Source organism: Klebsiella sp. CN_Kp088, from assembly GCF_040064335.1.
Lineage (GTDB): Bacteria > Pseudomonadota > Gammaproteobacteria > Enterobacterales > Enterobacteriaceae > Klebsiella > Klebsiella aerogenes.
Window position 1 is genome coordinate 1 of sequence record NZ_JBEAIQ010000039.1, and the last position, 22,107, is coordinate 22,107.

Consider the following 22,107-nt stretch of genomic DNA (forward strand, 5'->3'; position numbering starts at 1 on the left):
GCGACGCTGAAGGCGTCGCCGCGAGAGCGATTTAACTGAAGAACATCACCGAGACGCAGAGCAGGCCGACGATTAAGGTAATGAGATTACCCAGCGAACGGTAGGGCTTGAGCGCCGGAATGATATACGTCGACAACGTCGGCATGATGAACAGAATCATGGCGATAAGCGGGCCGCTGATGGCGTAAATCATCGAGATGGCGTTCGGATTGATAAAGCAGACGATAAAGGTCAGCGCCGAGACCAGCATAATCGACATGGCGCGGTTAAAGGCGCGGCTCTTACGAATGCCGAGCTGGCCGAGCGAGGTTTTAACGATTTCGCTGGCGCCTTCGATCACCCCAAAATAGGTGCCGAGGAACGATTTCGACATCGCGACCACCGCGACGATAATGCCGGTCACTGCAAGCCAGCCCGGCGCGCCCGGCGCCATGGAGAGCGCAGAGAGAATCGTCACCCCTTCATTACGCGCGGCTTCGATGTACGGCAGCGGAATGGACAGCAGGCAACTGAAGACAAAAAACAGCACGCTGGCGCAGATGATGGTGTAGGCCACCTTCATGATTTTTTTGCATTTACCCATGGCCAGCTCACCATATTTCTCCTGCTGATCGATAGCGAAGGTCGAAATAATCGGCGTATGGCTAAAAGCGAAAACCATCACGGGAATCGAGATCCAGATTTGGTGCCAGGTCTTTGCGTTCAGCTGCATCTGACTGGTGAGGTGTTCCGGTTGCCAACTGCCAATCAGGTAGATGGAGAGGAACAGGAAACAGCCAATCAGCGGGAAGACGAGGAATCCCATCACTTTGATGGTCATATGACGCCCCATCAGGAAGATCAGATTCAGTACCAGCACCACGGCGAGGCTCAGCAGAGCGCGTACGCCAGGAGTCATCGCCACGTGTCTCGCCAGTTGTTCAGCCAGCGAATTAGTGATTGCCACGGCGTAGATCAGGATCACTACGAAGAAGGCGAGAAAGTACAGGCTGGTGATCAGATTGCCGACTTTTTTGCCGTAGTAATGATTGACCGCGCCGGTGATCCCTTCACCGGCCGCCACTTTGGCCGACAGGATGAATTGACACAGCGCTTTGTGCGGCCAGTAGGTTAACGGCCAGGCAACCAAAGCGGTAAGGAACAGCACGATGGCGCCGGCCGAACCGAGTTGAATCGGCAGGAATAGGGTGCCGGCGCCTACGGCAGTGCCATATAGAGCAAAACTCCATAGAGTTTCTTCTTTAGACCAAATTTTAGACATTATGCGAATTTATCAACCGTATAACCCAAAAAAAGGAGTGCAATTTACCACATTTATGAATCGTTTGCGGTGATAGTTTTCGGCGATAAATAAACCTGCGGATCGCCAAAGGGTTAGGCGATCCGCGCGATCGAGAACGTTAACTATTCGGCAGACTCTGCGGCTGGCGATACTTCAGGACGCGCACGCGCAGCGTATCCCACGCCCAGTTAAAGAACATGGTGTAGGGCAGGAAGAACAGCATAAAGCCGATTTCCAGCATAAATGCCTGCACCAGCGACACGCCAAGCACCAGCGCGACGACGGTGACGCCGATGATGATAAAGCCGCACTCAAAGCCGATGGCGTGCAGCGCGCGCACCCGCAGCGTGCGCGCCAGGCGTGAAACTGGCCACAGACGGTCGAAGGCGGCGTTATAGATCAGGTTCCAGACCATCGCCATGGTGGCGAGCAGAATGCTCAAGCCGCCCATTTCGACCACCGATCGCTGCATTAACCAGGCGGCGGTGGGGGCCAGAATTAACGTGGCGAGACCTTCAAAGCTCACCGCGTGGAGTACGCGTTCCAGCAGTGTCTTACGCTGCAGGTGATTGGTTTTCATTTTGGGATACCTCTTGTCAGTTCTGTCATCCAGATTTACCCGGCATTTTATGGAAAAATGTGATAAACAAAAGATAGATTCCATCGATAAAGTAGATAGGTTATGCACTATTCTCCCGAAGCTCTCACCGCCTTTGTAGAAGCCGCCGCCAGCGGTTCGTTCTCCGCCGCCGCCCGGCGGATGCGTAAAAGCCAGTCCACCATCAGTACCGCGATTTCGAATCTTGAAACCGACCTGGGGTTGACTCTCTTCGATCGTTCCACTCGCCAGCCGACGCTAACCGCGCAGGGCGAGCAGGTGCTGGGCTATGTGAAAGCAATACTGGCCGCCAGTTCGCGGCTGGATGAGCTCGCCAGTTCGTTATCCGGCAATACCGAACCGCGGCTGACCTTCGTCTTGTCGGATACCCTGCACCCGGATGTACTGGAGGATTTGCTGGAACAGTTCGATCGGCGTTTTCCGCATACCGAGTTTGAATGTCTGATTGGCGAAGATGAAGACGTGGTGGATCTGCTGCAAAAAGAGCGCGCTCAGGTGGGGCTTATCGAAGCCCGGGACAGCTATCCGATGGAGATCGGCAGCATGCGCCTGCCGTTGCAAACGGCGATGGGGATTTATGTTGCGCCGGGGCATCCGCTGGCCGGTCAGGGGCGGGTTTTCTGGGATGATCTGCACGGCTGGCGTGAACTGCGGCTTAGCACTTATCTTGAGAGCGCGCCGGACCCCTCGCGCGGCCAGGTATGGTCGGCGCCCAACTATTTGCTGCTGCTGAGTATGGCGGTGCAGGGCTTTGGCTGGTGTATTTTGCCCTGCGCGCTGGTGGAAGAGTTCGCCGGTAGCGGCAAGCTTAAAGCGTTGAATATCGCCGGCTGGCCGCGGTCGATCTCGGTGGATCTGCTATGGAACAAGCGTACGCCGCTGGGGGAAGCGGGCAGCTGGCTGCGCCAACACCTTGAAGGGCAAGGCCGCGAGTCGTGACGGCGAACTTTGTGAACCGCCTCACTTTTTTTAAACAATTGCGAAATTTTTTGATAACAATTCTCTACTATAACGGCATCTATTGATGGTTCTTTGCGCAGAAGGTAAAGGATGAAAGATGTCGTGATCGTCGGCGCGTTGCGTACGCCTATCGGCTGTTTTCAGGGAACGCTGGCGCGTCACTCGGCGGTGGAATTGGGCAGCGTGGTGGTGAAGGCGTTAGTCGAGCGGAGCGGAATCGATCCGCAGTGCATTGATGAAGTGATCCTCGGTCAGGTGCTGACTGCGGGCACCGGGCAGAATCCGGCGCGTCAGTCGGCGATCCGCGGCGGGCTGCCGAATACCGTCTCGGCGATCACCATCAACGACGTTTGTGGCTCCGGGCTGAAAGCGCTGCACCTGGCGACTCAGGCCATCCAATGCGGCGAAGCGGATGTAGTGATCGCCGGCGGTCAGGAAAACATGAGCCGCGCGCCGCATGTGCTTACCGACAGCCGAACCGGCGCGCAGCTGGGCAATAGCCAGCTTATCGACAGCCTGGTGCATGATGGGCTGTGGGACGCTTTCAATGACTACCATATGGGCGTAACGGCGGAAAATCTGGCGCGGGAGTATGGGATCAGCCGTGAACTACAGGACGCCTGGGCGCTTAGCTCGCAGCAAAAAGCGCGGCGGGCGATAGACTCCGGGCGGTTTCGCGATGAAATCGTGCCGGTCGCCACCGAGCATAACGGCAGTCAACGGCTGGTGGATACCGACGAGCAGCCGCGGATGGATGCCAGCGCTGAAGGGTTAGCCAGCCTGATGCCCACCTTCGACCAGCTTGGGTCGGTGACCGCGGGTAATGCATCGAGTATTAACGATGGCGCGGCGGCGGTAATGATGATGAGCGAATCAAAGGCCCAGGAGCTGGGGCTGCCGATTCTGGCGCGCATTCGCGCCTTCGCCAGCGTCGGCGTCGATCCGGCGCTAATGGGTATCGCGCCGGTACATGCCACCCGGCGCTGCCTTGAGCGCGCGGGCTGGCAGCTGGATGAGGTTGACTTAATCGAAGCTAATGAAGCTTTTGCCGCCCAGGCGATCTCCGTTGGCAGAGTGCTGGAGTGGGATGAACGGCGGGTTAACGTTAACGGCGGGGCTATCGCCCTGGGCCATCCGATTGGCGCGTCCGGTTGCCGTATTCTGGTGTCGCTGGTACATGAAATGATCAAGCGCGATGCGCGTAAAGGGCTCGCGACGCTGTGTATCGGCGGCGGTCAGGGCGTTGCGCTGGCGGTGGAGCGCGCATAATACGATCTCGCGCCGTCTTCGGCGCGATGTCCAACTTCCTCGCCGATCTTCTTTTCTTCGTTTTTCTCTCCGATTTTCTCTCTTCGCGGTTATTTTTCAAAGATAACCTAACTCACTGGATTTATAGCTTTTGTACAGGTTGCTAGCTCCTGGCGATGTGATCCGTTTTGCGTTTTTATCATTTTTAATCATAAAAAATGAAACGTTGTTTTAATTGTCGTTGAAAATGATTTTTCAGCGGTCTACTATGTGACCATCAGCAAAACGGAACTCTGTTTTATTTTTATGATGGGGATGCCCCAGGAGTTCTTCTTAGCCTCAGAACCTTGCCTGTGGTGAGCAGGCCGTGAAAGAAAGGAACCAGATATGATTCTTGATGCATTCTCTCTTCAGGGGAAAGTCGCGGTAGTGACCGGCTGCGACACCGGTTTAGGCCAGGGCATGGCGGTTGGGCTGGCGGAAGCGGGCTGCGATATCGTCGGTATTAATATCGTTGAGCCGACGGAAACCATCGAGCGCGTTACCGCGCTGGGGCGTCGTTTTTTGAGCCTCACCGCTGACCTGCGGCAGATAGATGGTATTCCGCAGTTGCTTGAGCGCGCGGTGGCGGAATTTGGCCACATCGATATTCTGGTCAATAACGCGGGGCTAATCCGCCGTCAGGATGCTATCGAATTCAGCGAGAAGGACTGGGATGACGTGATGAACCTGAACATCAAAAGCGTCTTTTTCATGTCTCAGGCCGCGGCGAAGCACTTCATCGCTCAGGGTAACGGCGGCAAGATCATCAATATTGCCTCCATGCTGTCGTTCCAGGGCGGGATCCGCGTGCCGTCCTACACCGCCTCGAAAAGCGGCGTCATGGGCGTAACTCGCCTGCTGGCCAATGAATGGGCAAAGCATAATATCAATGTTAACGCCATTGCCCCCGGCTACATGGCAACCAACAATACCCAGCAGTTACGCGCCGATGAACAGCGCAGCGCGGAAATTCTCGACCGTATCCCGGCCGGCCGCTGGGGCCTGCCGAGCGATTTAATGGGGCCGGTGGTGTTTCTCGCCTCCAGCGCATCCGATTACATCAACGGCTACACCGTGGCGGTAGATGGCGGTTGGCTGGCGCGCTAACAGACATAGTCGAACAACCCGCCAACCGGCGGGTTGTTTTCTGAACAATGATCGTCCATATCATGAGGTTTAAATAATCCATACTCGTTAGTAATGGAAAATAAAATACTCGCCATTCATCAGGGTTGTTTTGACGATCGGACAGCATTTTTTGCATAAGATAAAGTTTAATGTCCATCACAAAAACAATGCTGCCAGCCGTTTTATCCATATCTTCGCCATCTCCCGCCTGACACCTTAGCCCTGCGATCCCGTACTTTCACTGCACGCATACTCTGTTGAGGCAGGAAAAAAATGACTTCATTGACCACCGATCCGGGTTTACTCCCCAATGCGCAGCGCAACACCCGGCGCATGAACCAGTTTGTCTCCATTGCCGCCGCGGTGGCGGGTTTGTTATTCGGCCTTGATATCGGCGTGATTGCCGGGGCGCTACCTTTCATCACCGATCATTTCGTTTTATCCAGCCGTCTGCAGGAGTGGGTGGTCAGCAGTATGATGCTTGGCGCGGCGATCGGCGCGCTGTTCAACGGCTGGCTCTCTTTCCGTCTTGGCCGTAAATACAGTTTGATGGTTGGCGCGGTGCTATTTGTGGCGGGCTCTATCGGCTCGGCATTCGCCACCAGCGTCGAGATGCTGCTGGCTGCGCGTATTGTCCTTGGCGTCGCCGTCGGTATCGCCTCTTATACCGCGCCGCTCTATCTTTCTGAAATGGCAAGCGAAAACGTTCGCGGCAAGATGATCAGCATGTATCAGTTGATGGTCACGCTTGGCATCGTGCTGGCCTTCTTATCCGATACCGCCTTCAGCTACAGCGGCAACTGGCGGGCGATGCTTGGCGTGCTGGCGCTGCCGGCGGTATTGCTGATTATCCTGGTGGTGTTTCTGCCTAACAGTCCGCGCTGGCTGGCGGAAAAAGGCCGCCATATCGAGGCCGAAGAAGTGCTGCGCATGCTGCGCGATACCTCGGAAAAGGCGCGCGATGAGCTGAATGAAATCCGCGAAAGCCTGAAGCTCAAGCAGGGCGGCTGGGCGCTGTTCAAAGTGAACCGCAACGTGCGTCGGGCGGTATTCCTTGGCATGTTATTGCAGGCGATGCAGCAGTTTACCGGCATGAATATCATCATGTATTACGCGCCGCGGATCTTCAAAATGGCCGGCTTTACCACCACCGAGCAGCAGATGATCGCCACGCTGGTGGTCGGCCTGACCTTCATGTTCGCCACCTTTATCGCGGTGTTTACCGTTGATAAGGCCGGGCGTAAACCGGCATTGAAAATCGGCTTTAGCGTGATGGCGTTGGGCACCCTGGTGCTGGGCTACTGCCTGATGCAGTTTGATAACGGTACCGCCGGCAGCGGCCTCTCCTGGCTATCGGTGGGAATGACCATGATGTGTATTGCCGGATACGCGATGAGCGCCGCGCCGGTGGTGTGGATCCTCTGCTCTGAGATCCAGCCGCTAAAATGCCGCGACTTCGGCATCACCTGTTCGACCACCACCAACTGGGTGTCGAACATGATTATTGGCGCGACCTTCCTGACGCTGCTGGACGCGATTGGCGCGGCAGGCACGTTCTGGCTCTATACCGCGCTGAACGTGGCGTTTATCGGCGTGACCTTCTGGCTGATCCCGGAAACCAAAAACGTGACGCTTGAACATATCGAACGCAAGCTGATGTCCGGGGAAAAGCTGCGTAACATCGGCAACTGATCACACGGATTCGCGCGGCAGCCACGGGCTGGGAACCTTAATGGTATCCCGATGGCTGTCGCTGTTAATAATATGCAGGGCGCTCAGGCGGCCAATTTCATAATGCGGTAACTGCACCGTTGACAGCGGCGGCAGGAACAGATCGCCAATCCCCACCATGTTGTCATAACCCACCACCGCCACATCTTCAGGGATTCGCAAGCCCTGCGCCAGCAACGTCTGGTAGACCATAAAAGCGATACGATCGTTACCGCACACTACGGAATCAAACCGCGGTTTACCCTGATCAATATGGGCCAGCAGCTGGCCGGGAATATCGCGATAGTGTTCGTCACCGTAGGTCATATAGCAGTGATCGAGCGTATCCGGATCGACCTGCGCCTCGCGGCAGGCGCGTTCCATCCCCTGTCGGCGGCGTATCGTCGCCAGATGCCTGGCCGGAAGATGCAAACAGAGCGGGCGGCGATAGCCGGCGGCCAGCAGCGCTTTCACCGCGTCGTACTGGCCTTGCTCATCGTCCGGAATATAGCTGGCGACGTTCTCGTTCAGGCTTTCGCAGTTGGCCAGCACGCAGGGCAGCGTCAACAATTTCGCCGGTAGCGGAACCTGGCGTAGCCCCATGGTGGTGTAAATGATGCCGTCCGGGCGGTGGGAAAGCAGCAGGTCAAGGATGGCATCTGGATTGTCATCCGAGAACATGTTAACCACAAAGCTGTTCCAGCCGTGGGCCCGCGCCGTCTCTTCGATAGAGAGCGTTATCTCTACCGAGAATGGGGTGGTCACCGTGTCCAGCGCCAGTACGCCGATGGTGCTTGGGGTTGCCCGGGCGCCGCGAATTTTCTTCGCCGACAGGTCGGGGACGTAATTGGTCTGTTCGATAGCCGCCTGTACGCGGGCAAGCGTTTCCGCCTTCAGGCGCTCCGGGCTGTTCAGCGCGCGGGATACCGTCATCAGTGAGACGTTGGCTAGCTTCGCTACATCTTTCAGGGATGCCATGGTGATTACTCCGGTATACAACTAAGTCGCTGATGTAAAAGGATCATACGATAGTCTATCCCAGCCTGATGGTGAAGCATGGCGAGGAATAGTTGATCGCGATCTCATCTCCATTATGTTAACGTTAACTTTTGTGATTAACATCATGAATCGTCACAAAACCAGATGAGAGTTGTTTTTTGTTAACGTTACCATTTGCGCATTACTCCAACACGAGAATGTCATGATGAAGATGCATCACTCTCACAGCTACCCCTTACTCAGTGCCTTACTGTTTTTCTTTTTTGTTACCTGGTCTTCTTCCGGCTCGCTGCTTTCCATCTGGCTACATCAGGAAGTGGGGCTGAAAGCCGGGGATACCGGCATTATCTACGCGGTGCTGTCGGTCTCGGCGCTATTCGCCCAGATTTGCTACGGCTTTATCCAGGATAAACTGGGGCTGCGCAAAAATTTACTCTGGTATATCACCGTCTTACTGATCCTTTCCGGCCCGGCCTATCTGCTGTTTGGCTATCTGCTGAAAATCAACGTGCTGCTCGGCAGTATTTTTGGCGGCATCTATATCGGCCTGACCTTTAACGGCGGCATTGGCGTGCTGGAGTCCTATACCGAGCGCGTAGCGCGGCAAAGCCAGTTTGAATTCGGCAAAGCGCGGATGTGGGGATCGCTGGGCTGGGCGGTGGCGACCTTTTTCGCTGGGCTGCTGTTCAACATTAACCCACAACTGAACTTCGCCGTCGCCAGCTGTTCTGGTCTGGTTTTCTTCATGCTGCTGGCGCGGCTTAAGGTCTCTTCAGCGCCGCACGCCATGCAGGAGGCGGTCAGTGGCGGTAAAGTCACGTTGGAAGACGCGCTGCGCCTGCTGACGCTGCCGCGCTTTTGGGCGCTGGTGTTTTTCGTCGTTGGCACCTGTATTTACGGCGTTTACGACCAGCAGTTTCCGGTCTACTTCTCCTCGCAGTTCGCCACGCTCCATGAAGGGAACGCCATGTATGGCTATCTCAACTCCTTCCAGGTGTTCCTCGAAGCGGCGGGAATGTTCTGCGCCCCGTGGCTGGTCAATCGCATCGGCGCGAAAAACGGCCTGATCTTCGCCGGCATGGTGATGGCGATGCGCATGGTGGCCTCCGGGCTGGTGGAAGGCCCTGTACTGATCTCGATTACGAAACTGCTGCACGCCGTGGAATTGCCGGTGCTGCTGGTGTCCATCTTCAAATACAACAGCCTGAACTTTGATAAACGCCTTTCTTCCACCCTGTACCTGGTTGGTTTCGCCTGCACCAGTTCGGTCATCGCCACCGTACTGTCGCCGCTGGCGGGCTATAGCTACGAAAAATACGGCTTCGCCGACTCCTATTTGATCATGGGACTGCTGGTGTTCTGCACCACCTTCATCTCCATCTTCCTGCTGCGATCCAATAAGGCCTCTTCGGATTCGCTCATGTCGCAGCCATCCACTATCTGACTGAAAAGAGAAATGAATATGATCTATTCCATTAGTAACGCGGAGCGGGAACTGCAGGCGAAAAGCGTGGATCTCAACCCGCGCTGGTATCCGCGTTATCACCTGGCGGCCCGTGCCGGTTGGATCAACGACCCCAACGGGCTGGTATGGTTCGACGGCTGGTACCACGCGTTTTATCAGCACCACCCGTATTCAAACCAGTGGGGGCCGATGCACTGGGGCCACGCGCGCAGCAAGGACCTTGTGCAGTGGGAACACCTGCCGGTGGCGCTGGCGCCGGAAGGGCCGGAAGATAAAGACGGCTGTTTCTCCGGCTCGGCGGTGGTTGATGGCGATACGCTGGCACTCATCTACACCGGCCATAAATTTCATGGCGATCCCGCGGATGAAAATAACCTGTACCAGGTGCAGTGCCTGGCGACCAGCCGCGACGGCATCCATTTTGAGCGCCAGGGGATGATCATTGATACCCCGCCGGGGATGCACCATTTTCGTGACCCGAAAGTATGGCGTGAAGGTGAAAGCTGGTACATGGTGGTCGGCGCGCGGGTAGACGACGTCGGCCAGGTGCGGTTGTACCGTTCTGACGACCTGCGCCATTGGCAGGACGCCGGTATTCTTGCCCAGGCCGAAGCGGGGATGGGCTACATGTGGGAGTGCCCGGATTTCTTTGAACTCGATGGCAAGCGGGTGCTGATGTTCTCGCCGCAGGGGATGGCCGCGGACGGCTTTGTCCGGCGCAATTTATTCCAGAGCGGCTATCTGCTGGGGGACTGGCAGCCGGGGCAACCTTTTGTCCGCGAAGAGGCGTTTGTCGAACTCGACAGCGGTCACGATTTCTATGCGCCGCAAAGCTTCCTCACCCCCGATGGCCGACGAATCGTGATCGGCTGGCTGGATATGTGGGAGTCGCCGCTGCCGGAGCAGCAGGACGGTTGGGCCGGTATGCTCTCGCTGCCGCGCGAGTTAAGCCTCGGCGCGAATAATCGGTTACTGATGCGTCCGGCAAAAGAGGTGGAAGGCCTGCGCCGCGACTGGTTCCCGTGGCCGGTCAGTTCGTTGAAGAATCAGCAGCTGACGATGGTAGAGCGCTGCGAAACCATGGAGGTCAACCTGCATTGGGATATGGCCAATAGCGGCGCCGAGCAGTACGGTTTGAGCTTTGGCGAAGGGTTGAAGGTATATGTCGACAATCAGATGCAGCGGCTGGTACTGGAGCGCCGCTATCCGCAATATGGTTTGTGCGGCACCCGCAGCGTTCCGTTACCAGCCGGTTCGGCGCTGAAGCTGAGGTTATTTTTCGATAGCTCATCCGTTGAGGTTTTCGTCAATGACGGCGAAGCCTGCCTCAGCAGCCGTATTTATCCTGACGCGCAGCACAGAGAATTAGTTTTATTTTCCTGGAGCGGTAGCGCGGCATTAATTGATGGCGGAGCATGGAACCTCTAATTAAATAATCATTAACCTGAATAACCCGTAAGCAAACGCTGGCGGGTTATTTAATATTCACCAAAATAATAAAACAATACCTTTAATATATAATAAGCAGGGTCTAACGATGAATAAAATCTGGGTTGGATGTCTTATCTCGTCTTTATTTATTCCCGCTGCCGGCGCGCAGCAAACGCTTTCGCTTGAGGAGCGTCTGGCGCAGATGGAGCAGCGCTTAAAAGCCACCGAGCAGCGGGCGCAAAACGCCGAGGCGGAAATCCGCGAACTGAAGCAGCAGGAGCGCGCGACGGCTAAAAGCAGTGCACCTGCGCCCGCGACGGTTGCCGCGCCCGCGCTGGCGGTGAATAAAGATGTCGATTTAAAATTTTACGGTGATGTTGAATTTAATATGGATGGCGCCAGCCGAACCGGCAGCCTGACCTCGGTAAAAACCAGCGCGAATAAGAACTGGGCGCCGGGGGATAAAGAGCGCTGGGATATTAATGGGCGTATTTTGTTAGGGTTTGATGGCTTACGCAAAGGCGCTAATGGGAAATACTCCGGCTTTAGCGTACAACCGCTGGCGGATATGACCGGAAAAATGAATCTTGATGATGCCGTATTTTTCTTTGGTCAGGAAAATGACTGGAAAATAAAAATCGGGCGCTTTGAAGCTTACGATATGTTCCCGCTGAATCAGGATACGTTTATTGAATATTCTGGTAATACCGCCAACGATCTCTATAGCGACGGTTACGGTTATATCTACATGATGAAAGAGGGGCGCGGGCGTAGCAGCAGCGGCGGTAATTTCCTGCTGAGCAAATACCTCGATAACTGGTACTTTGAGCTCAACACGCTGGTGGAAGACGGTAGCTCGCTGTTTGTCGATCAAAACTACCACGGCAACGCGCTCGAAAATCATAAAAACGTGGTCTATGTGCGGCCGGTGGCGGCCTGGCAGTCCGGGCCGTGGTCAGTGGCGGCGGCGGTAGAGAGCAACCTGGTGAATAATGCCTATGGTTATCAAAACCAGAACGGACGCTGGGTCGATCAGTCCAGCCGTACCGGCTACGGTCTGACCATGAGCTGGAATACGCTGAAAACCGATGCCGAGGATGGCATGGTGGTGAATCTCAGCACCGCTTATCTGGACGCGGCGGATGAAGAGGATTTCAGCGCCGGTATCAACGCGCTGTGGCATCGCGTCGAGCTGGGATATATCTACGCGCACAACAAAATCGACCAGTTCAACATGGCGGGGGTCAGCGGCGAGTGCGATGGCGACTGCGCGATTCTGACGCCGGGCCGCTATGACATCCACACGATCCATGCCTCCTGGCAACTGCCGAATATCATGGATATGCCGAACTTTAATATTTATCTCGGCGCCTATGCCTCATGGCTGGATTCGTCGGCCCAGCAGAGCGGGAACGACGACGAACGCTACGGCGCGCGCGTGCGCTTTAAATATTTCTTCTGATGAGGTCGCCGCCCAACAGCAACAGTGGAAAGTTATCGGCAGGTTTGCTTCACTGGAGCAAACCATAAAGGAGCAGATAATGAAAACCATCGGCCTGCTGGGCGGCATGAGCTGGGAATCCACCATTCCCTATTACCGGTTAATTAATGAAGGCATTAAAGCGCGGCTCGGCGGCCTGCATTCCGCCAGCCTGTTGCTACATAGCGTTGATTTTCATGAGATTGAAGCCTGCCAGTCGGCAGGGGAGTGGGATCGCGCCGGCGAGATCCTCGCCGCGGCGGCGCTGGGGTTACAGCAGGCCGGCGCCGAGGGCATCGTGCTGTGCACCAACACCATGCATAAGGTGGCTGATGCGATTGAAGCCCGCTGCGAGGTGCCGTTCCTGCATATCGCCGACGCCACCGGGCGGGCTATCAGCGCTAAAGGCCAGCGTCGGGTCGCGCTATTGGGCACCCGCTACACCATGGAGCAGGATTTTTATCGCGGCCGTCTACAGCAGCAGTTTGCCATTGAGACGCTGATCCCGCAGGCCGAAGATCGGGCGCGCATCAATCAGATTATCTTTGATGAGCTCTGCCTCGGCACCTTTAGCGACGCCTCGCGCGACTATTATCTGCAGGTCATCGAGGCGCTGGTGGCACAGGGGGCGGAAGGCGTTATCTTCGGCTGCACCGAAATCGGCCTGCTGGTACCGGAAACGAGTAGTCCGCTGCCGGTATTTGATACCGCGGCGATCCATGCCGCCGACGCGGTGGAATTTATGCTCTCTTAAGTACCGCCGCCAGCGGCTGTTCGATACGCGGCAGGCTGGTTTGCAGATGCTGGACAAAGGCGTCGACCAGCGCGGAACCGGGGCGATGTAGCGGGCGGATTAGGCTGACGGTAAAGGGCACATCGACGCTGAAGCGCCGCACCACCACGCCGCTCTCAGCGTAGTCGAGGGCGGTGAGCGGGTTAACCACCGAAATGCCCGCTCCGGCGCGCACCAGCGCGCAGATCGACGCCGCGCTGTGGGTTTCAACCACCATCCGTCTTTTCACCTGGTGCTCCATAAATAGCGCATCAAGCAGCTGACGATAGCTGTCGGTGCGCGACAGGCTGATATAGTTTTCGCCGTGAAAGTCGGCGGGGGTGAGTTCGGTTTTCGCGGCCAGCGGGTGATTTTGTGGCAGCACGCAGACTTCATTTAAGGTCAGCAGCGGCGTGCGCTCGGTGCCGGCCGGCGTATGCAGCGTTTCCGTTAACCCCAAATCATGGCGCTGGGCGGACAGCCACTCCTCCAGCAGCGGCGACTCCTGCGGCACGATCTGCAGGCTGACGTCCGGATAGCGCGCCAGGAACGGCTGCAGCAGCAGCGGCAGAAATGACTGCGAAAAGACCGGCAGACAGGCTACCGACAGCTCCCCCTGGCGGAATTCGCGCAGGCTCTCCGCGGCGCTAACGATGCGATCCAACCCGTACCACGAGCGCTGTACTTCTTCAAACAGTCGCAGCCCCTGCACCGTCGGCTGCAGACGGCCGCGGGCGCGCTCAAACAGCTTTAAGCCCAGCACTTTCTCAAAACGCGCCAGTTCACGGCTGACCGTCGGCTGCGAGGTATGCAGCATCCGCGCCGCTTCGGTTAGGTTGCCGGTGGTCATCACCGCGTGGAAAATCTCAATATGGCGTAAGTTGACGGCAGGCATGGGCGGCTCCCGGTTAGCATCAGATAGCCATATCATTTTTGCATAGACTCGCGATAAAACGATATTTTTTATTCTCTTCCCGCTGTGGCGTAATCGGAAAAAACATCGACAAACACACGTACGCACCGGAGTCCTTATGCCACGCTCGCTGAACGCCACCGATACCGATCTGACCGCCGACAATCTACTGCGCCTGCCCGCTGAGTTCGGCTGCCCGGTATGGGTCTATGACGCGCAGATTATCCGCCGCCAGATTGCCCAACTTAGCCAGTTTGACGTGGTGCGTTTTGCGCAGAAGGCCTGCTCCAATATTCATATTCTGCGTCTGATGCGCGAGCAGGGCGTGAAGGTGGATTCGGTGTCGCTTGGCGAGATCGAACGCGCGCTGGCGGCAGGTTACGATCCCGTGCAGCACCCGGACGATATCGTCTTTACCGCCGATCTGATCGATCGTGCGACCCTTGAGCGGGTGAAAGCATTACAGATCCCAGTGAATGCCGGATCCGTGGATATGCTTAGCCAACTGGGCGAAGTCTCGCCGGGTCACCGCGTCTGGCTACGGGTCAACCCGGGATTTGGTCATGGCCACAGCCAGAAGACCAATACCGGCGGCGAAAACAGCAAACACGGTATCTGGTTCAGCCAGCTGCCGCAGGCGCTGGAGGTGATTCGCCGCCATTCGCTGCAGCTGGTCGGCATCCATATGCATATCGGCTCCGGCGTTGATTACGGTCATCTTGAGCAAGTATGCGGCGCGATGGTGCGCCAGGTGGTGGAGTTTGGTCAGGATCTGCAGGCGATCTCCGCCGGCGGCGGTTTATCGATCCCATATCACGAAGGCGAAGAGGCGATCGATACCGATCACTACTTTGGCCTGTGGAATGCGGCGCGCGAGCAGATCGCCAAACATCTGGGGCATCCGGTGAAGCTGGAGATTGAACCGGGGCGTTTCCTGGTGGCGGAGTCCGGCGTGCTGGTATCGCAGGTGCGTAGCGTGAAAGAGATGGGCAGCCGCCACTTCGTGCTGATCGACGCCGGCTTTAACGATCTGATGCGCCCGGCCATGTACGGCAGCTATCATCATATTACCGCGCTGGCGGCGGACGGGCGCGACCTGAGCGGCGAGCCGCAGCTGGAAACCGTGGTCGCGGGGCCGCTGTGCGAATCCGGCGACGTCTTTACCCAGCAGGAGGGCGGCAAAGTGGAAACTCGCCTGCTGCCGGCGGTGGCGCCGGGCGATTACCTGGTGCTGCACGACACCGGCGCCTACGGCGCATCGATGTCTTCAAACTACAACAGCCGCCCGCTACTACCGGAAGTGCTGTTTGATAACGGCAGCGCGCGCCTGATTCGCCGTCGCCAGACCATTGAAGAACTGCTGGCGCTGGAGCTTATTTAAAGAATGGCCCCGTCGTCACCGATTCACGCAGTACCAGCGTACCGGTGAACGGCGGGATGGTTTCGATCGGCTGTTCGTTGGCGAGCTTAATCGCCTGGTCGATGGCGGTGGTGATCATATTGTCGATCGGCAGGTAGACCGTTGATAATCCGGGCTCCAGCCACTTCGCGCTAGGAGCGTCGTCAAAGCCGAAGAGCGATACGTCCTGCGGAATGCGCAGCCCCGCCTGATGCAGCGCTTTCGAGGCGCCCAACGCCATATCATCGTTACAGGAGAACAGCGCGCTAAACGGCGTTTTCTCTTCTAATAATTCCCGACACAGCTCATAACCGCGGGTCATCGTTGAATCGCCGTACTTGACCCGCGTCGGTTCCCACGCAATTCCGTGCTTTTCCAGGGCGCTGCGGTAGCCCGCCAGGCGCGCTTTACCCGTTGGGGTATGCATTGGTACGGTCAGGCAGGCGATATCGCGATGCCCCTGGGAGATCAGATAGTCGACGGCCTGAAACGCCGCCTCCTGCTGTTCAAAGAACACGCAGCGTTCCCGCGCCTGGCTAACGTCGCGGTTAATCACCACCAGCGGCGTTTCAATGGTTTCGATAAGCGACATAATTTTCTGTTCGCTCATATGGCGGGTGTAGAGCACGATGGCGTCACACTGACGGTCGGCCAACATTTGTACCGCTTCTTCTTCCCGTTCGGGCGCATCGTGGCCGTCGGTGACGATAAGCTGTTTGCCCCAGGCTTCCGTTTGGCGCGACGCCTGTTGCAGCAAGCGGCCAAAGTAAAAACCGTCGAATGTCGATACCACCAGTCCAATGCTGTTGCTGGTGCGATTCGCCAGCGAGCGGGCGAGAAAATTAGGCCGGTAGCCCAGCTCTTCCATCGCTTTGAATACCTGTTGGCGGGTACTCTCTTTTACCTGACCTGTGCCGTTCAACACGCGGGAAACCGTCGCTTTCGAGACGCCTGCGCGTATTGAGACATCCAGCATTGTTGCCATTCGTCGATTCCTGATAACCCGTGATTTGGCGCAGTTTACCACAGTCATTCAGAGGGATATGAGCCTGACGACGGCAAAGACTATCGCGATCACGCTTTTTGCGGAAATCCTGTTGAAGGCATTTTCCGACCCCTGATGCGCGGGCGCGAGCGGCGCGCTAGAATTCATCGATTCACAGGGGGAAAAAATGCAGATTCAACCGTTGTACGCCGCGCCGCAGCATGGGCCGCAGGTGGCGGAGTGGTTATGGCAGGCTTTTGCCGGCGATGCCTTACCGCAGGCGTTTTTTAGCAGTATTGTTGAACATAGCCAAACGCCGGGGGCGCTGCCGCTGACCTTTATCGCCACCGATGGCGAGGCGCTGCTGGGTACCGTGGGGCTGTGGCGTTGCGATTTGATAAGCCGTCAGGATCTGTTTCCATGGATGGCGGCGCTCTTTGTCGCCGAAACGGCGCGCGGGCAGGGGCTGGCCGGGAAGCTGCAGCGGCACGTCATCGACTATGCCCGCCAGTGCGGTTATCCGCAGCTTTATCTCTATTCCGCCTGCCGCGATTTTTATGAGCGCTTTGGCTGGCGATATATCGGCGAGGGCCTGGATTACCCGGCCACCGCCGTGAGTCTGTACCGCTATGACTTGTCACTTTCCGCGGGCGTTATCACCGAGTGACGGCGCACCAGCGTCGGGCTGAAGAGGTGAGTGATTTCCGGCGCCGGACGCTGTTCTGCTAGTGCCAGGGCCAGCTCCGCCGCCTGGGTCGCCATGGTGACGATCGGATAACGTACGGTGGTCAGGCGGGGGCGCACGTAGCGCGAGATCAGCACATCATCGAAGCCAATCAGCGAAATTTCCTGCGGCACCTCGATACCGTTATCGTTGAGCACCCCCATCGCGCCGGCGGCCATTGAATCGTTGTAACAGGCGACGGCGGTAAAGTTTCTGCCGCGGCCTAATAGCTCGGTCATCGCCAGCTCGCCGCCGCTTTCGTCGGGTTCGGCGAAGGTGACCAGCCGGTCGTTGACGGCCAGGCCGCTCTCCTTCAGGGCATCGTAATAACCCTGCAGCCGGTCTTCAGCATCGGAAATCGCGTGGTTGGAGCAGATATAGCCAATGCGGCTGTGGCCCTGCTGAATCAGATGGCGCGTCGCCAGCCAGGCGCCGTAGCGGTCATCGAGCGCCACGCTGCGTTGCTCGAAACCCGGCACGATGCGGTTAATTAACACCATGCCGGGGATCTGTTTCATCAGCCCCGCCAGCTCGTCGTCGGGGATCATTTTGGCGTGCACCACCAGCGCCGCGCAGCGGTGACGGATTAGCTGTTCAATCGCCTGACGTTCTTTTTGCACGTTGTGGTAGCCGTTGCCGATAAGCAAAAAATTACCGGTGCTGTAGGCCACCTGCTCGACGGCTTTGACCATCGCGCCGAAGAAGGGATCGGAAACGTCGCCCACCACCAGGCCGATGGTTTCCGTTGACTGCTGCGCCAGCGCGCGGGCGTTGGCGTTGGGGTGGTAGTTCAGGGTTTCCATCGCCGCCGTCACCGACTGACGAGAGGCTTCACTCGCTTTTGGCGAGTTGTTGATAACGCGTGAGACGGTAGCGACGGACACTCCTGCGAGTCGGGCTACATCCTTAATTGTCGCCATACCGGACCTTTTTTAGGGTAAGCGTTTACATAATAGTTATGTTACGGGAAAGCGCAGCGGATTCAAGGCTACCGCTATTCTGGTTGATACAAATGTGACGCAGACAGAGATTAGCAGTGACAAAGTTACACAGCACAATGCGTGGGATGCAACGGTGAAAAGAGAATTCTCATCTTTGCTTACACTTTGCGATTAGCTGTTGCGAATGTTCGCTGGTTTCGTTGAGTGATGCATTGATACTCTGGCTATCCCAGAGGTATTGATAGGTGGAGTCAACGTCATGTTGACCACTTAATTACACCAACCTGCGCAGATGCGCAGGTTTTTTTTTGCCTGTTATTCATGCTGTTACAGATAGCGAGAATCGTAATACCTGGTTGCACTTAGGCTCATTCCCTTGCGTTTTCGCGCTGGCGCGATCGCGGGGGAAAACGCGACAATCAGGGTCCCAGAGGTATTGATTGGTGAGTTTCTTAAGTACGCACTTCGTACTGATTATCTTGCACCGGCCTGCGCGGATGCGCAGGTTTTTTTTATTCTGAATTTTATCCCCCACACTGCTTTTCCCCGCCTTCTCATGTAACCTGCTTGGATTACTAAATCAGCCACGCGGAGTCGTTATGCTGTTGGGATTTTTTCGATTACTGTTCAAAGGATTGTACCGGGTGCGATTGACCGGAGACACTCAGGCGCTTTATCAGGAAAAAGTATTAATAACGCCCAATCATGTCTCATTTCTCGACGGTATTTTACTGGCGCTCTTTCTGCCTGTGCGGCCGGTGTTTGCGGTCTATACGTCGATTAGCCAGCGCTGGTTTATGCGGGCGCTGACGCCGCTTATCGACTTTGTTCCGCTGGACCCCACCAAACCGATGTCAATTAAGCATCTGGTGCGCTTGATTGAGCAGGGACGCCCGGTGGTTATCTTCCCGGAAGGGCGTATTTCGGTCAGCGGTTCGCTGATGAAAATCTATGACGGCGCGGCGTTCGTGGCGGCGAAGTCGAAAGCGACCATTGTGCCGCTGCGAATTGAAGGCGCCGAACTTACGCCATTCAGCCGCCTGAAGGGGCTGGTAAAACGCCGCCTGTTCCCGCGTATTCAGCTCCATTTACTGCCGCCGACGCATCTGCCGATGCCGGAGGCGCCGCGCGCCCGCGATCGGCGAAAAATCGCCGGCGAAATGCTGCACCAGATCATGATGGAAGCGCGAATGGCGGTGCGCCCGCGTGAAACGTTATATGAGTCGCTACTGGCGGCGCAGGACCGCTTTGGCGCGCGCAAAAACTGCGTGGAAGATATTAATTTCCAGCCGGATACCTACCGTAAACTGTTGACCAAAACGCTGTTCGTCGCGCGTATTCTGGAAAAATACAGCGCGCAGGGCGAGAAAATCGGCCTGATGCTGCCTAACGCCGGTATCAGCGCGGCGGTGATCTTCGGCGCGATTGCCCGCGGGCGAATCCCGGCAATGATGAACTATACCGCCGGCGTCAAAGGACTCAGCAGCGCGATTACCGCCGCGGAAATCAAAACCATTTTTACCTCCCGTACCTTCCTCGATAAGGGCAAACTCTGGCACCTGCCTGAGCAGTTGACTCAGGTGCGCTGGGTGTTTCTGGAAGATCTGAAAGGCGATGTCACTACTGCCGACAAGCTGTGGATATTTGGCCATCTGCTGGCGCCGCGTCTGGCGCAGGTCAAGCAGCAGCCGGAAGATGCGGCGATGATCCTCTTTACCTCCGGCTCGGAGGGGAATCCAAAAGGGGTGGTGCATAGCCATAAAAGCCTGCTGGCTAACGTCGAACAGATTAAAACCATCGCCGATTTTACCGCCAACGACCGCTTTATGTCGGCGCTGCCGCTTTTCCACTCCTTCGGCCTGACGGTCGGCCTGCTGACGCCGCTATTCACCGGCGCGGAAGTATTCCTCTATCCAAGCCCGCTGCACTATCGGGTGGTGCCGGAGCTGGTTTACGATCGTAACTGTACCGTTTTGTTCGGCACCTCAACCTTCCTCGCCAACTATGCCCGCTTTGCCAACCCGTATGATTTTTATCGCCTGCGCTATGTGGTGGCAGGGGCGGAAAAACTGCAGGACAGCACCAAGCAGCTGTGGCAGGACAAATTTGGTCTGCGCATCCTTGAAGGCTACGGCGTGACCGAATGCGCGCCGGTGGTCTCCATCAACGTCCCGATGGCGGCGAAAGTCGGCACCGTCGGGCGCATTCTTCCGGGGATGGATGCCCGATTGCTGGCGATGCCGGGCATCGAACAGGGAGGCCGACTGCAGTTAAAAGGGCCTAACATCATGAAAGGCTATCTGCGGGTAGAAAACCCCGGCGTGCTGGAAGCGCCGACGGCGGAAAACCAGTACGGTGAAGTGGAGAGCGGCTGGTACGACACCGGCGATATCGTCGTCTTTGACGAGCAGGGCTACGTTCGTATTCAGGGCCGCGCCAAGCGCTTCGCCAAAATCGCCGGCGAGATGGTCTCGCTGGAGATGGTCGAGCAGGTCGCTTTGGCGGTCTCGCCAGACAAAATGCACGCCACGGCCATTAAGCAGGACGCCAGCAAAGGCGAGGCGCTGGTGCTGTTTACCACCGATAATGAACTCAATCGTGAAAAGCTGTTGCGCTACGCACGTGAACATGGCGTACCGGAACTGGCGGTGCCGCGCGATATTCGTTGGCTGAAACAGCTGCCGGTACTGGGCAGCGGCAAGCCGGACTTTGTCACCCTGAAAGGCATGGTAGAAGAGGCGGAGCATTCAAATGAGTGAGTCAGTGCACACTAACGCTTCACTGTACTCGAAAGGGATGATGGCGGTGATCTGCGCCCAGTTCCTGTCGGCCTTCGGCGATAATGCGCTGCTGTTCGCCACCCTGGCGCTGATGAAACAGCTCTACTATCCGGAGTGGAGCCAGCCGGTGTTGCAGATGTTGTTTGTGGGCGCTTACATTCTCTTTGCGCCGTTTGTCGGTCAGTTTGCCGATAGCTTCGCCAAAGGCCGGGTGATGATGGTCGCTAACGGCCTGAAGCTGCTCGGCGCCGGGTGTATTTGCTTTGGCGTCAATCCGTTTATCGGTTATACGCTGGTGGGTGTTGGCGCGGCGGCCTATTCGCCGGCGAAATACGGTATTCTGGGCGAACTGACCACCGGCGATAAGTTAGTGAAGGCTAACGGACTGATGGAGTCGTCGACCATCGCGGCGATCCTGCTAGGGTCGATGGCGGGCGGCATTCTTGCGGACTGGCACGTGCTGGCGGCGCTTATCGTTTGTGCGCTGGTTTATGGCGGCGCGGTGGTCGCTAACCTGTGGATCCCGAAACTACCGGCGGCTCGTCCTGGGCAGTCGTGGCGTTTCAGGCCGATGACCCATAGCTTCTTCAGCGCCTGTAAAACGCTGTGGCGTAATAGCGAAACGCGTTTCTCGTTGATGGGCACCAGCTTGTTTTGGGGCGCGGGGGTGACGCTGCGCTTCCTGCTGGTGATTTGGGTGCCCGTAGCGCTTGGGATCACCAGCAACGCGATGCCGACCTACCTCAATGCGATGGTCGCCGTCGGGATTGTGGTTGGTGCTGGCGCGGCGGCGAAGCTGGTAACGCTGGAAACCGTCTCGCGCTGTATGCCCGCCGGGATATTGATTGGCGTCGCGGTGATTGCCTTCGCGGTGCAGCAGTCGCTATTGCCAGCATTTGGCCTGCTGCTACTGCTCGGTGTGTGCGGCGGCTTCTTTATTGTGCCGCTGAACGCGCTGCTGCAGGAGCGCGGGAAACATACCGTTGGCGCAGGTAACGCCATTGCGGTACAGAACCTCGGCGAAAACGTGGCGATGCTGCTTATGCTGGGGCTGTACTCGCTGGCGGTCAGCGTTGGGATCCCGCCGGTTGGCGTGGGGATAGGGTTTGGCGCGGTCTTTGCGCTAGCCATCGCCGCATTGTGGTGGTGGGGACGGCGTAAATAACGCCCCGGAGGGGGACGGACTCACAAATGTCTGCTCTCCAGTAGCCCGGGTAAGGCGTTTACGC

The 22,107-nt window shown here is 57.0% G+C and carries 18 protein-coding genes; 12 read left to right on the top strand and 6 right to left on the bottom strand.

The genetic code is table 11. The features are described from left to right. Positions 1 to 31: 31 nt before the first annotated feature. A complete protein-coding gene (locus ABLV08_RS22950; protein ID WP_015369902.1) occupies positions 32 to 1,261 on the bottom strand; it encodes an amino acid permease in 1,230 nt (409 codons plus the stop codon). 139 nt (positions 1,262 to 1,400) lie between these two features. Further along, on the bottom strand, positions 1,401 to 1,862 hold the full coding sequence (locus tag ABLV08_RS22955) for a multidrug/biocide efflux PACE transporter (protein ID WP_020078027.1): 462 nt from the start codon (positions 1,860 to 1,862) through the stop codon (positions 1,401 to 1,403). Positions 1,863 to 1,964: 102 nt separating this feature from the next. Between ABLV08_RS22955 and ABLV08_RS22960 the strand changes: the two genes are divergently transcribed. The 4 genes from ABLV08_RS22960 to ABLV08_RS22975 all read left to right on the top strand — a co-directional run bounded on the left by ABLV08_RS22960 (position 1,965) and on the right by ABLV08_RS22975 (position 6,971). Continuing rightward, positions 1,965 to 2,840, top strand: a complete 876-nt coding sequence (locus ABLV08_RS22960) for a LysR family transcriptional regulator (RefSeq protein ID WP_015369904.1) — start codon at positions 1,965 to 1,967, stop codon at positions 2,838 to 2,840. Between the two features lie 111 nt (positions 2,841 to 2,951). Continuing rightward, complete coding sequence (locus tag ABLV08_RS22965; protein WP_015369905.1) at positions 2,952 to 4,130, top strand: acetyl-CoA C-acetyltransferase; 1,179 nt, start codon at positions 2,952 to 2,954, stop codon at positions 4,128 to 4,130. Positions 4,131 to 4,496: 366 nt separating this feature from the next. Further along, the gene (gene kduD / locus ABLV08_RS22970; RefSeq protein ID WP_015703339.1) at positions 4,497 to 5,258 is read left to right on the top strand and encodes a 2-dehydro-3-deoxy-D-gluconate 5-dehydrogenase KduD; all 762 of its coding nucleotides are present in this window, start codon (positions 4,497 to 4,499) and stop codon (positions 5,256 to 5,258) included. Between the two features lie 294 nt (positions 5,259 to 5,552). Next, positions 5,553 to 6,971: a sugar porter family MFS transporter gene (locus ABLV08_RS22975; RefSeq protein ID WP_015369908.1), complete on the top strand. Its 1,419-nt coding sequence runs from the start codon at positions 5,553 to 5,555 to the stop codon at positions 6,969 to 6,971. Here ABLV08_RS22975 and ABLV08_RS22980 read toward each other — a convergent pair whose 3' ends face one another. Further along, a complete protein-coding gene (locus ABLV08_RS22980) occupies positions 6,972 to 7,967 on the bottom strand; it encodes a LacI family DNA-binding transcriptional regulator (RefSeq protein WP_042897666.1) in 996 nt (331 codons plus the stop codon). Between the two features lie 223 nt (positions 7,968 to 8,190). On the opposite strand from ABLV08_RS22980, the gene ABLV08_RS22985 reads away from it, so the two are divergent. From ABLV08_RS22985 to ABLV08_RS23000, 4 genes are all read left to right on the top strand, one after another. Next, entirely contained in the window at positions 8,191 to 9,432 is a 1,242-nt protein-coding gene (locus ABLV08_RS22985; protein ID WP_015703337.1) for an MFS transporter, read from the top strand. Between the two features lie 18 nt (positions 9,433 to 9,450). Then, entirely contained in the window at positions 9,451 to 10,881 is a 1,431-nt protein-coding gene (locus ABLV08_RS22990) for a glycoside hydrolase family 32 protein (RefSeq protein WP_045387450.1), read from the top strand. Between the two features lie 109 nt (positions 10,882 to 10,990). Beyond that, the gene (locus tag ABLV08_RS22995) at positions 10,991 to 12,346 is read left to right on the top strand and encodes a carbohydrate porin (protein ID WP_020078031.1); all 1,356 of its coding nucleotides are present in this window, start codon (positions 10,991 to 10,993) and stop codon (positions 12,344 to 12,346) included. Positions 12,347 to 12,425: 79 nt separating this feature from the next. Continuing rightward, a complete protein-coding gene (locus ABLV08_RS23000; RefSeq protein WP_348856292.1) occupies positions 12,426 to 13,118 on the top strand; it encodes an aspartate/glutamate racemase in 693 nt (230 codons plus the stop codon). Here ABLV08_RS23000 and ABLV08_RS23005 read toward each other — a convergent pair. After that, positions 13,105 to 14,031: a LysR family transcriptional regulator gene (locus ABLV08_RS23005; RefSeq protein WP_015369914.1), complete on the bottom strand. Its 927-nt coding sequence runs from the start codon at positions 14,029 to 14,031 to the stop codon at positions 13,105 to 13,107. The two genes, ABLV08_RS23000 and ABLV08_RS23005, sit on opposite strands and share 14 nt — an antisense overlap. 136 nt (positions 14,032 to 14,167) lie before the next feature. Here ABLV08_RS23005 and lysA point away from each other — a divergent pair, with 136 nt between their 5' ends. Then, positions 14,168 to 15,430 (top strand): diaminopimelate decarboxylase, encoded by a 1,263-nt coding sequence (lysA, locus tag ABLV08_RS23010; RefSeq protein WP_015369915.1) that lies wholly within the window; start codon positions 14,168 to 14,170, stop codon positions 15,428 to 15,430. Here lysA and ABLV08_RS23015 read toward each other — a convergent pair. Next, the gene (locus tag ABLV08_RS23015) at positions 15,423 to 16,424 is read right to left on the bottom strand and encodes a LacI family DNA-binding transcriptional regulator (RefSeq protein WP_162870437.1); all 1,002 of its coding nucleotides are present in this window, start codon (positions 16,422 to 16,424) and stop codon (positions 15,423 to 15,425) included. The genes lysA and ABLV08_RS23015 overlap by 8 nt on opposite strands. Positions 16,425 to 16,620: 196 nt before the next feature. Here ABLV08_RS23015 and ABLV08_RS23020 point away from each other — a divergent pair, with 196 nt between their 5' ends. Then, entirely contained in the window at positions 16,621 to 17,100 is a 480-nt protein-coding gene (locus tag ABLV08_RS23020) for a GNAT family N-acetyltransferase (protein ID WP_015703332.1), read from the top strand. On the opposite strand, the gene galR is transcribed toward ABLV08_RS23020, so the two are convergent. Next, a complete protein-coding gene (gene galR / locus ABLV08_RS23025) occupies positions 17,061 to 18,077 on the bottom strand; it encodes an HTH-type transcriptional regulator GalR (RefSeq protein WP_015703331.1) in 1,017 nt (338 codons plus the stop codon). The two genes, ABLV08_RS23020 and galR, sit on opposite strands and share 40 nt — an antisense overlap. Before the next feature lie 620 nt (positions 18,078 to 18,697). Here galR and aas point away from each other — a divergent pair. Continuing rightward, entirely contained in the window at positions 18,698 to 20,857 is a 2,160-nt protein-coding gene (gene aas / locus ABLV08_RS23030; protein WP_015703330.1) for a bifunctional acyl-ACP--phospholipid O-acyltransferase/long-chain-fatty-acid--ACP ligase, read from the top strand. Then, a complete protein-coding gene (lplT, locus tag ABLV08_RS23035) occupies positions 20,850 to 22,043 on the top strand; it encodes a lysophospholipid transporter LplT (protein ID WP_020078036.1) in 1,194 nt (397 codons plus the stop codon). The genes aas and lplT overlap by 8 nt, the downstream gene beginning before the upstream one ends. Positions 22,044 to 22,107: the final 64 nt, after the last annotated feature.